Origin of the sequence: Caballeronia arationis, from assembly GCF_001544975.2 — a bacterium.
Lineage (GTDB): Bacteria > Pseudomonadota > Gammaproteobacteria > Burkholderiales > Burkholderiaceae > Caballeronia > Caballeronia arationis.
Map to the genome: position 1 here is coordinate 1 of NZ_FCOG02000017.1, position 12,891 is coordinate 12,891.

General features: G+C 59.9%; 12 protein-coding genes and 1 pseudogene. 6 read left to right on the forward strand and 7 right to left on the reverse strand.

Going from position 1 to position 12,891, the window contains the following annotated elements:
• Window positions 1-625: 625 nt before the first annotated feature.
• Window positions 626-814 (reverse strand): DUF3562 domain-containing protein, encoded by a 189-nt coding sequence (locus tag AWB81_RS12595; protein WP_062635722.1) that lies wholly within the window; start codon window positions 812-814, stop codon window positions 626-628.
• A gap of 224 nt (window positions 815-1,038) precedes the next feature.
• On the opposite strand from AWB81_RS12595, the gene AWB81_RS46835 reads away from it, so the two are divergent.
• Window positions 1,039-1,293: a hypothetical protein gene (locus AWB81_RS46835; RefSeq protein WP_235025782.1), complete on the forward strand. Its 255-nt coding sequence runs from the start codon at window positions 1,039-1,041 to the stop codon at window positions 1,291-1,293.
• A 659-nt stretch (window positions 1,294-1,952) separates the two neighbouring features.
• On the opposite strand, the gene AWB81_RS44675 is transcribed toward AWB81_RS46835, so the two are convergent.
• The 3 genes and pseudogenes from AWB81_RS44675 to AWB81_RS12610 all read right to left on the reverse strand — a co-directional run bounded on the left by AWB81_RS44675 (window position 1,953) and on the right by AWB81_RS12610 (window position 4,236).
• A complete protein-coding gene (locus AWB81_RS44675) occupies window positions 1,953-2,186 on the reverse strand; it encodes a hypothetical protein (RefSeq protein ID WP_143753747.1) in 234 nt (77 codons plus the stop codon).
• 187 nt (window positions 2,187-2,373) lie between these two features.
• Window positions 2,374-2,939, reverse strand: a pseudogene (locus AWB81_RS12605) (5'-nucleotidase C-terminal domain-containing protein); the annotation flags it as partial.
• 337 nt (window positions 2,940-3,276) lie between these two features.
• Complete coding sequence (locus tag AWB81_RS12610; protein ID WP_062635726.1) at window positions 3,277-4,236, reverse strand: GlxA family transcriptional regulator; 960 nt, start codon at window positions 4,234-4,236, stop codon at window positions 3,277-3,279.
• A 129-nt stretch (window positions 4,237-4,365) separates the two neighbouring features.
• Between AWB81_RS12610 and AWB81_RS12615 the strand changes: the two genes are divergently transcribed.
• The 4 genes from AWB81_RS12615 (at window position 4,366) to AWB81_RS12630 (ending at window position 8,539) form a co-directional block, all read left to right on the forward strand.
• Window positions 4,366-5,187: an SDR family NAD(P)-dependent oxidoreductase gene (locus AWB81_RS12615; RefSeq protein ID WP_062635728.1), complete on the forward strand. Its 822-nt coding sequence runs from the start codon at window positions 4,366-4,368 to the stop codon at window positions 5,185-5,187.
• Window positions 5,188-5,276: 89 nt separating this feature from the next.
• Complete coding sequence (locus AWB81_RS12620; protein ID WP_143753745.1) at window positions 5,277-5,612, forward strand: hypothetical protein; 336 nt, start codon at window positions 5,277-5,279, stop codon at window positions 5,610-5,612.
• A gap of 409 nt (window positions 5,613-6,021) precedes the next feature.
• Window positions 6,022-6,957 (forward strand): NmrA family NAD(P)-binding protein, encoded by a 936-nt coding sequence (locus AWB81_RS12625; protein ID WP_062635732.1) that lies wholly within the window; start codon window positions 6,022-6,024, stop codon window positions 6,955-6,957.
• A 226-nt stretch (window positions 6,958-7,183) separates the two neighbouring features.
• Window positions 7,184-8,539: an epoxide hydrolase family protein gene (locus tag AWB81_RS12630; RefSeq protein WP_062635734.1), complete on the forward strand. Its 1,356-nt coding sequence runs from the start codon at window positions 7,184-7,186 to the stop codon at window positions 8,537-8,539.
• 496 nt (window positions 8,540-9,035) lie between these two features.
• On the opposite strand, the gene AWB81_RS12635 is transcribed toward AWB81_RS12630, so the two are convergent.
• The gene (locus AWB81_RS12635; protein ID WP_327372067.1) at window positions 9,036-10,172 is read right to left on the reverse strand and encodes an MFS transporter; all 1,137 of its coding nucleotides are present in this window, start codon (window positions 10,170-10,172) and stop codon (window positions 9,036-9,038) included.
• Between AWB81_RS12635 and AWB81_RS12640 the strand changes: the two genes are divergently transcribed.
• Complete coding sequence (locus tag AWB81_RS12640; RefSeq protein ID WP_327372069.1) at window positions 10,078-10,935, forward strand: TetR/AcrR family transcriptional regulator; 858 nt, start codon at window positions 10,078-10,080, stop codon at window positions 10,933-10,935. The genes AWB81_RS12635 and AWB81_RS12640 overlap by 95 nt on opposite strands.
• Before the next feature lie 39 nt (window positions 10,936-10,974).
• Here the strand turns inward: AWB81_RS12640 and AWB81_RS12645 are convergent, their stop codons facing one another.
• Window positions 10,975-11,991: a branched-chain amino acid ABC transporter permease gene (locus AWB81_RS12645; protein ID WP_062635738.1), complete on the reverse strand. Its 1,017-nt coding sequence runs from the start codon at window positions 11,989-11,991 to the stop codon at window positions 10,975-10,977.
• Between the two features lie 8 nt (window positions 11,992-11,999).
• Window positions 12,000-12,884, reverse strand: a complete 885-nt coding sequence (locus AWB81_RS12650; protein ID WP_062635740.1) for a branched-chain amino acid ABC transporter permease — start codon at window positions 12,882-12,884, stop codon at window positions 12,000-12,002.
• Window positions 12,885-12,891: the final 7 nt, after the last annotated feature.

The window sequence follows — 12,891 nt, forward strand, 5'->3', positions numbered from 1 at the left end:
GTTGCTGATACGAAGTTTTGTCGGGCATTGCGACACCTTATACGACATAGGTGTTGCACTTCGCTTTTGATAGCGCCCAGCCTTACGCACCTCGTGAAACGACGCGTAGTCCGTGCGCCTGGCTCGCGAAGCGCGCTTCATACGCCGCCTCAGTTGAGCCTCCGCTTCGGCCACCCTCTTTCACGCGAACTTTACTTTTTCAACGGTGTGCGTTAATGGTGTCGCCGCCAGTGCCACAACTCCATGCCGGCGCCTATAGGTACTCTTACCAGGTCCTCTGCTTCCGGGGCTTCGCTCGGGACAAGTCAGAGATGAGCCATTTGGCGACGGTTTCGGGTCTGTCCATCCCATAGTCGACGAACTTGATTCTGCCGTCGAAATAGACGACGACCGTTTTACCCATGACGCGGTAGCTTCCTCTCACCCAGACTCCATCGAGTTCAATCTCGACGCGGTCAGGTCTTCGCAGCTTGTTTCAATCGTATTCGCGTTTCAGATAAGGGGCGTGGCCGTTACCCGAAGCCACAAGTCAAACTTCGGGCCGCTCAATCAGTTGTTTTCTGCACGAGTTCCCGTCCACACGTGCGGTTCTGGTCACCCGACAATATTCACCATCGCCGACCGCCTATGCAAAATCGCCTTTTAGTTGCTCGCGAACCCGCTTCGCGACGAACAACGGAATGAAGTCGTGAATCCGCGCGTCTTCTTCAAACTGCGCCAATACGTCTGAATATAACTTTGACACGGTCTCGAGCGACGCCTGCGTGTCCTCTGCTATAGCTCGTACGACTTCCTCGATGTTCGGGTGAGCCATTCGAATACCCCTTCTTGAGAGTGGACGACGTCCGAGAAAAGCGATTAAACATGCACAACCGTTCTGGTTCCAATTGAAATCATCTATCGAGATCAAGACCGTATTTCGTCAGGAATTGCGCTTATCAATACCTGCATACTTTAAAGTTGCAATCCGTCGATGATTTCTCTCTGTCACTCCGTCGAAACGGTATATGCGGTTTTTCTGTTTAGGCGGAAATTTGCATGTCGACGCCTCAAACCAAAGCCCCCACAAAAAAAGCCTTTCACTTTCCCAAAACGCCGCGCTCGGCCAAGGAAAAAAGCAAGAAGCCTACGCAGCCGTCGAAGTCGAACACTCGTAGCGACGAGCCGACAGACGTGACCGTCTTGGAGCAAACTGCGGAGGCAAGAGGTCTCCCGGCAAAATCATCGTCTGAAGCGAAAGCGAAACGGCCCAAGAAGGATAAATTGGTCCGCGAAAGCTTCGCCATGGCTTAAGTCGGACCACGCAAGGATCGCGTTGCTCAAGCAGAAGTGCTTGGCAAACGGGCTACACGTAAAGAAGAGCGAACTGCTGCGCGCTGGCCTGCGGAAGCTCGATTGCGCAACCATCAAGAAACTGGTTGACACGATTGGGGGCATGGAATCCGGGAAAACGGGCAGACCGGCCAAATCCTGAAAGACCGGGCTTGACGCGATTCAAGTAGAGGGTGATCGGGCACGACAGGTGCCTACGCAGGGGAAGACGTGCGCTCTGTAGGTGACGGCGACGCAATTTCGCAATCGAGCGAAGTATCTAATACCGCCTCGATATGGCGCCAAGTCGAAATCGAAGGAATCGACTGCGGACAAAAAGAGCAAGAAGGTATCGAAGCCTGCGAAGACGAAGGCCGAACCTGAGCTTGAGTCGATAGGGCAAAACCACAGGCAAACGAACGCTTGCAGCCAGGAGTCGTGAGGCATCAATAGACGCGGTGCAACCGACGACAAAGCGAGCGGCGAAGTCCGCGACCGCTGACCCTGCGAAATCAGCCTCCAAGAGCGCGAAGACATCCGGCAAGAAATCAAAAATCGCGAAGATGCAGATTGCCGGAAAGACGCGATGTGTTAGAACGCACCTTTGCTGCCTTCCTTGAGCAAGCACATCTGCGCCCTGCCTAAGCTGTTTGCGGAAATCCCGCTTTCCGTCGCTGCTTCGAATCTCGTCGCGCAAGCGCTTTCAATAGCCATTGCGCCACCAATGCGGCGGGTGTCATGCCGTGGTCCGCGAATTTCAGACCGTCTTTATAGTAGACAATGACAGAGCCATTCATTACGCGATACCGGCCTCGAACCTGTTCGCCATCGCAAAAAATCTCGACATCTGTGACTGCCTCGTAATCAGCGGACATTTTTTCGCTCTGACACCTGGATATCACAAATTACTTGCCTAAATTTTCGCGGTCAATCTCCGTCGCAGACCGGCGTTGCTAAAAGACCACCGGTTTGCAATATCGTCGATTTAGAGCGCGAAGACCACGGTGACGTTGACCGCGCCCGCCACCAAGGCGCACGCGAGCCATCCGTTTAGGCGAGTCATCATTGCGAGAGATCGACGGAATATTCGGCGAGATTTTCGCCCGATCCGTCGTCGGTCTGAAGCTGCGCGACGCTGCCGATGCAACGCGACTGCGCGAGCGCGACGAGGTTCGGCGCCGACTTGAAGGTAACGGGACCTTGTTTTGCGACCTTCGTAAAGCGCCAGCTTCGATCGCCGCCGTTGACCGTCGAAGAAATCGCCTTCACGCGCTTGATGTATGAGATCAACACGTCGCGGTTCGCGTCCGGCGATGCGTAGATTGTCTTGCTGCCGTCGAGTCCGGGAAAGTTGCCACCGCCGCTCGCGCGGTAGTTGTTGGTCGCGACGATGAACGGCTGACCCGCCGCCGGCGCCCCCTTGTACGACAGGTTCCGAATGCGATTGCCGACCGGCTGCGTGACATCGATCTCGTAACTGAAATCCGGCGACGTGATCATGTCGAAGTTGTAGCGGGGTAGCTGCTGACCAGCGCCTGAGCCGATGTCAGTGAGGGATCGATTCGATTGAAGCGCTGCGCCGCTGTTTCGAGCCATGCCATCAGATCGGATCCCGACACCTTCGATGCCGGGCACGGTCGACAGGTAATAACTGCCGTTTTCCATCGAAGGCGCATACGGCGATGCATCGAGCCCGCCGTGCGACAGCGCAACCACGATCTGAGCGCCTTCCGCACGCATCTGCGGGACGTATTTCTCGGCGCTCTCCCTGAGGCCGTCCGTATAGACAATTGTTCGCGCGCACCGCGGATGGGACAGCACGACTCACGTTCTGATAGGTGAGAGAGACTACGAAAGCTATGTAACAGGATATTGACCGGTCTTCGTTATGCAGGGCGGCTCAATTTTCGGGCACAGTCTCGATGTGGCGGGGAAACCGGCCTGTCGAAGATTCTCCGCACCCGCCTAGGCCCCGACTTCGTCCCCGGCGCGCGCCTCGCGCCGCACCTCCTGCGGCGGAAGTCCAAACCCGCGCATGAACGCTTCGCGCATATGCCGGCGATCGCGAAAACCCGTCTCCTTCGCGATCACTTCGAGAGAATGCCGACTCTTTTCGATCATCAGCCGCGCGGCCTCAAGCCGCAGTCCTTCAATCGCCTTCGCTGGCGACTGCCCCGTCTCCACCGCGAAGACCCGGCTGAACTGCCGTGGGCTCAGATGCGCCGCACTCGCGAGTTCCTCCACGGGGAGCGGTCGGCTCAGGTTCTTGCGCGCGTAAATGAGCGCGTCCTGGATGCGGTCGGATTTCGGCGCGAGATCGAGCATTTCAGAATGCTGCGACTGACCGCCAGAGCGCCGCTGGTGCATCACGAGCTTGTGCGCAACCGAGCGCGCGACTTCCTCGCCGTGATCCTTCTCGACCATCCCGAGCGCGAGGTCGAGCCCGGCGGTCATGCCCGCCGAGGTCCAGATGGGTCCATCGACAATGTAGATCCGGTCTTCCTCCACGCGGATGTCCGGATACCGGCTCGTCATTTCGCGCGCGTAGGCCCAATGCGTCGTCGCGCGACGATTCGCGAGCAGCCCCGCTTCAGCTAGCACGAAGCCGCCCGTGCAGATGCCGGCAATCCGTCGCGCGCGCATCGCCGCCTTGCGCAGGAATACGAGCACTTCGGCGGGCGTCGGCGAGGTGAACGGCGTATTGACGCCCACTGCGATCCAAGTGTCGATTGATGCGCGCGCGCTGAGCGGCCGCGTGCTCACGGACATGCCAAGCGAGGAACACACTTCGCCGCCCGCCACCGAGTAGCTCTCGACCCGGTAGAACGACTCCTGCAATACGAGGTTCGCGTATTCGAAAACGGCCTGTGACGCGAGTGCCATCACCTGGAAGCCATCGCTCAACAAATATCCGACCCGGTGCATGTCGGCCCCCTGTTCATCTGGTTACGATGCTATGTCCTGAATCACAACCATATTCGTCATTTGCGCCGTCGTCAATGTAGACCACACTTGCCTCACGCAATTACCGAAGAACTTCAACTGGAGCACTTCATGAATCGACATCATCAAGGTACGGCGCTCATTACGGGTGCATCGTCAGGCATTGGCGCGGTCTACGCCGAGCGGCTCGCCCGACGCGGTTACGATCTGATTTTAGTTGCCCGCAGCCACGACCGGCTCGCGAATCTCGCCGAACGCATCACAAACGAAACGCGTCGTAGCGTCGAGATCATCGACGCCGATCTCACTGATCCCGCTTCCCTCGCCAAGGTCGAAGCGACGTTGCGCGAAGACGCCAGCATCGCGTTGCTCGTCAACAACGCGGGGGTCGGCACGCACACTCCGCTCGTCGACAGCGACGTCGACGCCATGTCGCGGATGATCGATCTGAACGTCACTGCACTCACCCGTCTCACCTACGCCGCTGTTCCGGGCTTCGTCTCGCGCGGCAGGGGCGCTATCGTCAACATCTCGTCGATCGTCAGCATTGCGCCGGAGATCCTGAACGGCGTCTACGGGGGCACCAAGGCTTTCGTGCTGGCATTCAGCCAGTCGCTACAACACGAACTCGCAAGCAAGGGCGTGAAGGTGCAGGCGGTACTGCCGGGCGCCACGGCCACCGATTTCTGGGAGACCGGCGGCTTGCCCCTGAAGAACCTGGATCCGGCCATCGTCATGACCGCTGGCGACATGGTCGACGCGGCGTTGAGCGGCTTCGATCGAGGCGAACTGGTCACGATTCCATCGCTGCACGACGGCGCGAAGTGGGACGCGTTCGAGGCCGCGCGTCAGGCGATGTCACCGGAATTGTCGGCCAGCACGCCCGCGGCACGCTACGTCGCCAACAACGTACAGGCCGGCGGGGACGCATAGCAGCCGGCGCGCCGGATACGAAAGCGGAAGCGATCCACGCAAGGGTGTGCGCAGTGCATCGCTGAATTGATTCTTCAAGGAATACCAGCATGTCAACAGTTTCGACACCGCAAACCCGGCACAGCTTGTTAGTCAAATCAGCTACGGCGGCACTCGGCCTTGCGATGGCCGCCGACTTCAGTCCTGCCTTTGCGCGCACGGTGGAAGCCCAGCCATCGGCGACGGCGCGCGCAGCGGCCGAGGATGAATCAGTTCGTCCCTTCCACATCCATGTTCCGGACGAAATGCTCGCCGATCTGCGACGCCGCATCGCGGCAACCCTTTATGCACACCGGGACATTGGCGGCGGTATCGGACACAACCTGTCGCAGGAAGCGCCGAAAGCGTTCGCTGATGCGGTCATCGACGTCGCTCGCTTGGCGTGATCGCGACGAGCGCAATGTTCCTGAGAAGCCTCTGACGGCTTCGGGATCGGCGGCAGCGACCGCCAGCGACAGAATGAGCGCAGCGACCATCGCGCCCTGCTCTACGACGAGCCGTGTCTGCTTGAACATATGACACTTGATTGATGCTTGGCTCGGTGTCTCTGTCGGCATCGACGCATTCCACCTCGTATCCCAACGTATCTGCTGCGCGCATGGATACGCGCGCTTACAAAAACCATCGTTTTCGACATGGGCGGGATACGTCCGTGCGCTCAAATATCACGATGCTCAAGCCTATCGTGGGCGAGTTGGCTTCCATTGGCTGATTCATTTCATCGGGCATTTCCCGCAGACATCGCGCATGTATTTGCGCGCATATACACATTTAGACTCCTGATGGATGATTGACATGAACATCAACTCTGGACACGCCCGGCCTATCCTCGTCACAGGAGCGGCAGGCGCGATCGGTGGCATCGGCCGTACGCTGACGGCGATGCTCTTAGAGAAAGGGCATAACGTACGGGCGCTGGTTCGCACGCAGGATGCGCGCGCCGACGATCTGCGTCGGCTCGGGGCCGAGGTTGTGCAGGGTGACCTGACGGACCTCGCATCGATGCATCACGCAATCGAAGGCTGCTCGCGCATTTACTTTGGCATGTCCGTGTCGGCGTCTTATCTGGAGGCCACGGTCAACGTCGCGGCGGTCGCGCGCCATCATGGCGTCGAAGCCATTGTGAACATGTCGCAGATGACAGTCACGCAGATGAGCATCACCGAGACCACCGGCAGCCCGCAGCACAAGCAGCACTGGCTTGCGGAGCAGGCATTGGAGTGGTCGGGACTACCCGTCGTCACGATGCGGCCCACCGTTTTCCTCGAAGGCTTCTTTCTGCTCCTCGCCTCGGCTGGCGTGCGTCGACAAGACGAGCTGGTCCTGCCACTCGGCACTGGCCGAACCTCGCCGATTTCCGCTGTCGATGTGGCGCGCGCCGTATCCGTGATACTCGATGATCCGGCGCCGCACATCGGCAAGATCTACAACCTGACGGGTTTCGAGTCGGCCGATCTAGAACACTATGCGCGGCTTTTTTCGGAAGCGCTCGGTCGCACGATCCGTTACCGTGACGTGCCCGTCTCGGCATGGACGGACAAGCTCCGGGCGGCAGGACTTCCGGCGCATCTTGTCAGCCATCTCGCAGTGATGGCCGAACTTCATGCGCAGGGAAGATATGACCGCATGACCGACGACCTGTTCAAACTCACGGGCACGACGCCGACAGGCGTGCGCGACTTCGTGAAGCTTCATGCTTCCGAATTCACCGGTAATGGTGCCACGTCTTGAGATAGCGAAGCACTTGCTTGCGGACACCGTACCTCTTTGTATAGAACGGTATCTACCGGTGCGTCCATACGAGCGCATTCAAAACCGCCGTTCCCTGAAGCAAGCGATACATGTACGCGCTTCAATATGCCCCAATGAGTGCACGCTGTGTCGGATGCCTTGTTGGCTCGTGAGATCACGTTCCCACTAATTGGAAATGCTGCTCTATTGCCGATTGGATAACGCTATGCCAGATAACGATTCCCGCCATTCCCCGTCTCGCCGTCGCTTCGTTGGCGTGGCGGCCGCGACCGTTGCTGCAGGCTCATTGAGCCAGCTCGCTTTTGCAGATACGAAGCAAGCGATTACTGAAGTCGCCACGCCGACGGGCGGCGACAAGACCGCGATTCGTCCGCTTCGCGTGCATGTGCCTGAAGCGAAGCTTATCGACTTGCGGCGACGCATCAAGGCGACCCGGTGGCCTGAGCGCGAGACCGTCAGCGATGATTCGCAAGGCGTCCCGCTCGCGATGATGCAAGAGCTAGCGAGTCACTGGTCGACCGATTACGACTGGCGCAAGGTCGAGGCGAAACTCAACGCGCTGCCAAATTTCGTGACCGAGATCGACGGGCTGGATATCCACTTCATTCACGTTCGATCAAAGCACGAAAGTGCAATGCCGCTCATCGTCACGCATGGATGGCCCGGATCGGTCATCGAGCAGTTCAAGATCATCGATCCGCTAACCAATCCCACCGCGCACGGCGCAAGTGCATCGGACGCTTTTCATTTGGTGATTCCGTCATTGCCGGGCTATGGATTTTCAGGCAAACCGACCGGGACCGGTTGGGGTCCAGAGCGCACCGCGCGCGCGTGGGTCACACTCATGAAGCGGCTTGGATACGAGAAGTTTTCGGCGCAAGGCGGCGATCTGGGTGGTGTGGTCTGCAACGTGATGGGCAAACAGGCGCCACCCGAGCTGCTCGGCATTCACGTCAACTTTCCGGCTACCGTTCCTGCGGATATCGCCAAGGCGCTCCAGGCCGGCGATATGCCACCCGCAGGACTGTCCGACGATGAAAAGCACGCCTACGACCAGCTCAGCAGCGCGGCTAAAAAGCGACGCGCTTACGCGCTGGAAATGGGCACGCGTCCCCAAACGCTCTACGGGCTGGCGGACTCGCCAATTGGCCTGGCAGGCTGGCTTCTTGATCACGGCGACGGCTATACGCAGCCTGCTGCAGCACTGACCTCGGCCGCATATGGACGCACGGTCAACGGAGAATCTTCGGGCGCGATGACACGCGACGACGTGCTCGACGACATCACGCTCTACTGGTTCACGAACACGGGCGTTTCGGCATCGCGCTTCTATTGGGAGTCGCATTTCAACTTCCTCGCGGCCGCCGATGTATCGGTCCCGGCTGCCGTGAGCGTGTTTCCGCGCGAGAACTATCAGGCGCCGCGAAGCTGGACCGAACGTGCGTATCACAACCTCATCTACTACAACAGGCTCGATAAAGGCGGTCACTTCGCGGCGTGGGAGGAGCCGCAGCTATTTGCCGAAGAGGTTCGCGCGGGTCTGCGTCCGCTGCGCACATGAGGAAAGTGACGACGCGGTTTTGACATCCACAATTGACCTGGGACTTGCATTGCGTCGTCGCGTGACGCGCTGGTACACGGTCACGTGGCGATCGCTGCGTCCTGGCTATCCGCGTGAACCGTGGTCAATGATCGGGACCGCCTTCATCGACAGAATGCCCGTCTGCCCGTAGACCCCTCCGTGAACGCCAGCAGCGGTTTGGCGTCGTGTGCGGTGCGCTCCGCGGCCGTGAACGCTTCGGGTGCTCGATCGACAAGGTAGCGGCACGCTGCCGGTGCTGCTCGCGGCCATCGATCGAGCAGACTGCTCAGTGCCTGGCTACCTTGCCAAGGCTGCGGGCTCACACGTAGCAATCGTGGGCTGCCCGTACCACGGTGCCTTGATTCCCAAGGCAGCTTCAAAGAATTGATTCGTCATTGTTCGCTTTGTCTTGCATGGCTGATTGCACCGTTCTGCCGTAACCCAACCATGCCCCAGCTTGTCGATTCAAGGCGCTTCAAGGGTGCGCTTCGCCAGGATCACGCCCGTCGTTGACCCGCGAAACCACCCACTGGGAGTTCAAGAGGCGCTTGTCTTTTAGCGATGGAATATGTCGCTTAATGACGAGCAGCGCTACTGTTACGCATAGCATGGCCGATCCCAATAGGCTAAGGAAGGCTGAAGCACCTCCTGCGGTAATCACCATCGCGCCGAGGAACGCACTCAGAATTGAACCGATCCGGCCAAACGCCAAAGCTGACGCGGTGCCTGTAGCACGAACGCTCGTCGTATACACGTGAGCGCAAACCGCATAGAGGGTGCACTGTATGGCGCTGACCAACATGCCATGAACACCCAGTCCGAAGATAAACAGGCCAGTGTACTTCCCGACATTGACGCCATGAAGCAAGAAGGCGCTTGCAGCCGCGCCTCCCGCCGCGATGGCCATGGGCCAGCGCGATCCGAAGCGAGCGATTGCGATGGCGCAGCAAAGTCCCCCGATCGCCGCACCAAAATTGTATGCAGTTAGCCCCGCCCCACCAACACCGCTTGGTAGTCCTTCCGCCGCCAGCATGGTCGGTAGCCAACTGAATGCGCTATAAACCGCGAGGAGGCACATGAAGAATGCAGTCCAGATCGCGAGTGTGTCCCGGATCAGTGTTACCTCGAACAACGCGCCGTAGCCCGCTCGCTTCTCCGCAATCTGTTCCCGGCTGTCCGAGAAGATTGTGCTCTCTTCGGTCGGTGTATCCATGCGTGACAGCAATTTTCTCAACTCGGGCCACCGATGAATCTTTCGTGCAAGAAAGCGCGGAGTTTCCGGCAACACCCTTAGCAGTAACAGACCGCACCCTAGAGGGAGCGTGCCACCGATGAAGAACAGGCTTCGCCATCCGTAAAGCGGCAGGACGATACTGGCGAATACGCCCGCTAACATTCCGCCCAGTGGCACGCATATGCAAGTAGCTGTGATTGCAATCGTCCGACTTCGCGCCGGCGTGAACTCGGAGGTTATCGTGGTCGCTATCGGCATCGCTCCGCCGATTCCTAGTCCGGCGATGAAACGAAGCGCTGCGATACCCGAAAGGTTTGTAGCAAAGCCGATTGTGCATGTCGCAGCGCCGAAGAGGAGCACAGAAGCTATCAACGCCATCCGGCGACCGAACTTGTCCGCGAATAGTCCGGCGGCAGCGCTTCCGATAGCCATGCCTAAGTCATCCACCGTCAAAAGCGCCGACTATCATCACGGCAATCTGCGCATTGCACTCGTTGAAGCGGGGCGCAGCGCGCTCATGGAGATATCGGCGCAGGACTTGAGCCTGCGCTCCCTCGCGCGCATGGTGGGCGTATCCGAGGCCGCGCCCTCGCGGCATTTTGCGGGCATCGACGAACTGCTGGCCACGATCGCGGCGAGCGGGTATCGTGACCTCGCCGCGCTGCGCGTCGCGATCCGTGACAGCGAAGATACAGCGCTCGCCAAAGCGTACAGGATGATGCGGGTTTATATTGAGTTCGCGCAGCGCCACGGTGGGCTGTTCGGTCTGATGATCGGGCCTCGCATCGTGGCGCATCAAGCGTATCCGGAACTCGCCGAAGAAAGTAACCGGTCCTTTGGGTTGTTTTCCGAGACGATCGAGGCGCTGGCTATCGAGAGTGGCTGGGCACAATCCGATCTCAAGCTCGTGACCCATGCCGCATGGAGTATGGAGCATGGTCTTGCCACGCTGATCCTGTCGAACCGCGCGCCGCGCGCAGACACCAAGGTGGCGATACCAAAGTTGATCGATTTCGTCGTGATGACGTTGCTTAGCGCCATCACGGCGGGTCCGGATCATCTGCAAAGCGTGATGCAGCAATGCGCGCTGCTTCAAAAGCCAGTGGTTACACGCACAGCTCGAAAGCGTGCCAAGGCGTAGTCGTCGCATTGCCCTGCCCGCACGGCGCGCTCCAACCGCTCAGGCGGCGTCGTTCTGCATCATGCGCCCGGTCAGGTGCTCCGGCGTTTGCACCCGACGCTCCCGCAACCGCGCGATTTCCCCGACGATGCCGCGCCTGAACAGCAGCACGCAAGCGACAAACATCACCCCGGTCACGATGCTGACCGATTCGCCCAGCCCCTGAAACCACGCGATATGCGTGACCTCCCCGAGCCACGTCCCGAACGAGGCGAGCTTCGTTTCGAGCCCGACGACGATCACTGCGCCGACCGCCGGCCCGTACCGCGTGCCGAGTCCGCCCAGCAAGGTCATGAGGATGACGGTGCCCGACATCGTCCAGTGCACGTCGGATAGGGTGGCGAAGCCGAGCACGAGCGTCTTCATGGCGCCCGCGAGACCCGCGCACGCAGCCGATATGACGAACGCCAGCAGCTTGAGGCGATCGACGTCGTAGCCTAGCGAAACCGTGCGCGCCTCATTCTCCTTCAATGCGCCGAGGATCCGGCCGAACGGCGAATCGATTACGCGGCCAATGAACGCAAATGCAACTGCGCTCACGGCCAGTACGACGTAATAGAGCGTGAGGTCGTCGTCGAGTGAAAGTGCGCCGAACAGCCGCCCGCGCGGCACGCCCTGCATGCCATCCTCGCCACCCGTGAACGGCACCTGCACGCAGAAGAAGTAGATCATCTGTGCAAGCGCGAGCGTGACCATCGCGAAGTAGATGCCTTTGCGGCGGATCGCGAGCAATCCCATCACGAAGCCTAGGGCGGCGCCGACGCCCGCGCCGACCAGCAACGCGACTTCAGGCGGCAAGCCACGATCGCGCAACGCGCTGCCCGCGACGTAGGCAGCCACCCCGAAGAACGCCGCATGCCCGAACGACAGCAGGCCGACATAGCCTAGCAGCAGGTTGAGCGATGTGGCGAAGAGCGCGAAGCACATCAGCTTCATCAGGAAGACCGGATACGCGCCGAGCCACGGCGCGGCGGCGAGCACGGCAAATGCGACCAAGAGCGCAAAGCGGTTATGCATGAGACACCTCACTTCGATTGACCGAAAAGCCCGGCGGGACGCACGAGCAGAACCAGCGCCATGACGGCGAACACGACCGTCGCGGATGCTTCCGGATAGAACAGCTTTGTCAGGCTTTCGAGCACGCCGAGCGCGAGGCTCGTCAACACCGATCCGGCGATCGAACCCATCCCGCCGATCACGACGATTGCGAACACGGTGATGATCAGGCTCTGCCCCATCAGCGGTGACACCTGCATGACCGGTGCTGCGAGCACGCCCGCGAACGCTGCGATCGCGACGCCGAAGCCGTAATTCAGCGAAACCATGCGTGGCACATCGACGCCGAACGCCGCGACGAGGCGTGGATTCTCGGTCGCCGCGCGCAGCAACGCGCCGAGTTGCGTACGCTCGATCGCCCACCACGCCGCGCCGCAAACCGCAAGCGATCCGACGACGACCCATGCGCGATACGCGGGCAGCATCATGAAGCCAAGATCGAGAACGCCCGTCAGGCTGTCGGGCGCCGCGTACGACAGGCCCGAGACACCATAGACGGACCGCGACAACCCCTCGAGGATCAGCGTGACGCCGAGGGTGAGCAACAGTCCATATAGATGATCGAGCTTGTAGAGCCGACGCAGCATTGAACGCTCGACCAGCACACCCACCGCCCCCACGGCAAGCGGCGCGATGACCAGCATCAGCCAGTAGTCCAGGCCGAAATAATTCGTGCCCATCCACGCGAACAGCGCGCCAAGCATGAAGAATGCGCCGTGCGTGAAATTGATCACGTTCAACAGGCCGAAGATGAGCGACAGGCCCAGACTCAGCACGGCATAGAAGCAACCGTTCATCAGCCCGAGGACAAGCTGGCCCGATACCGCCTGCAGCGGCATACCGAAGATTTCCATGACGTTG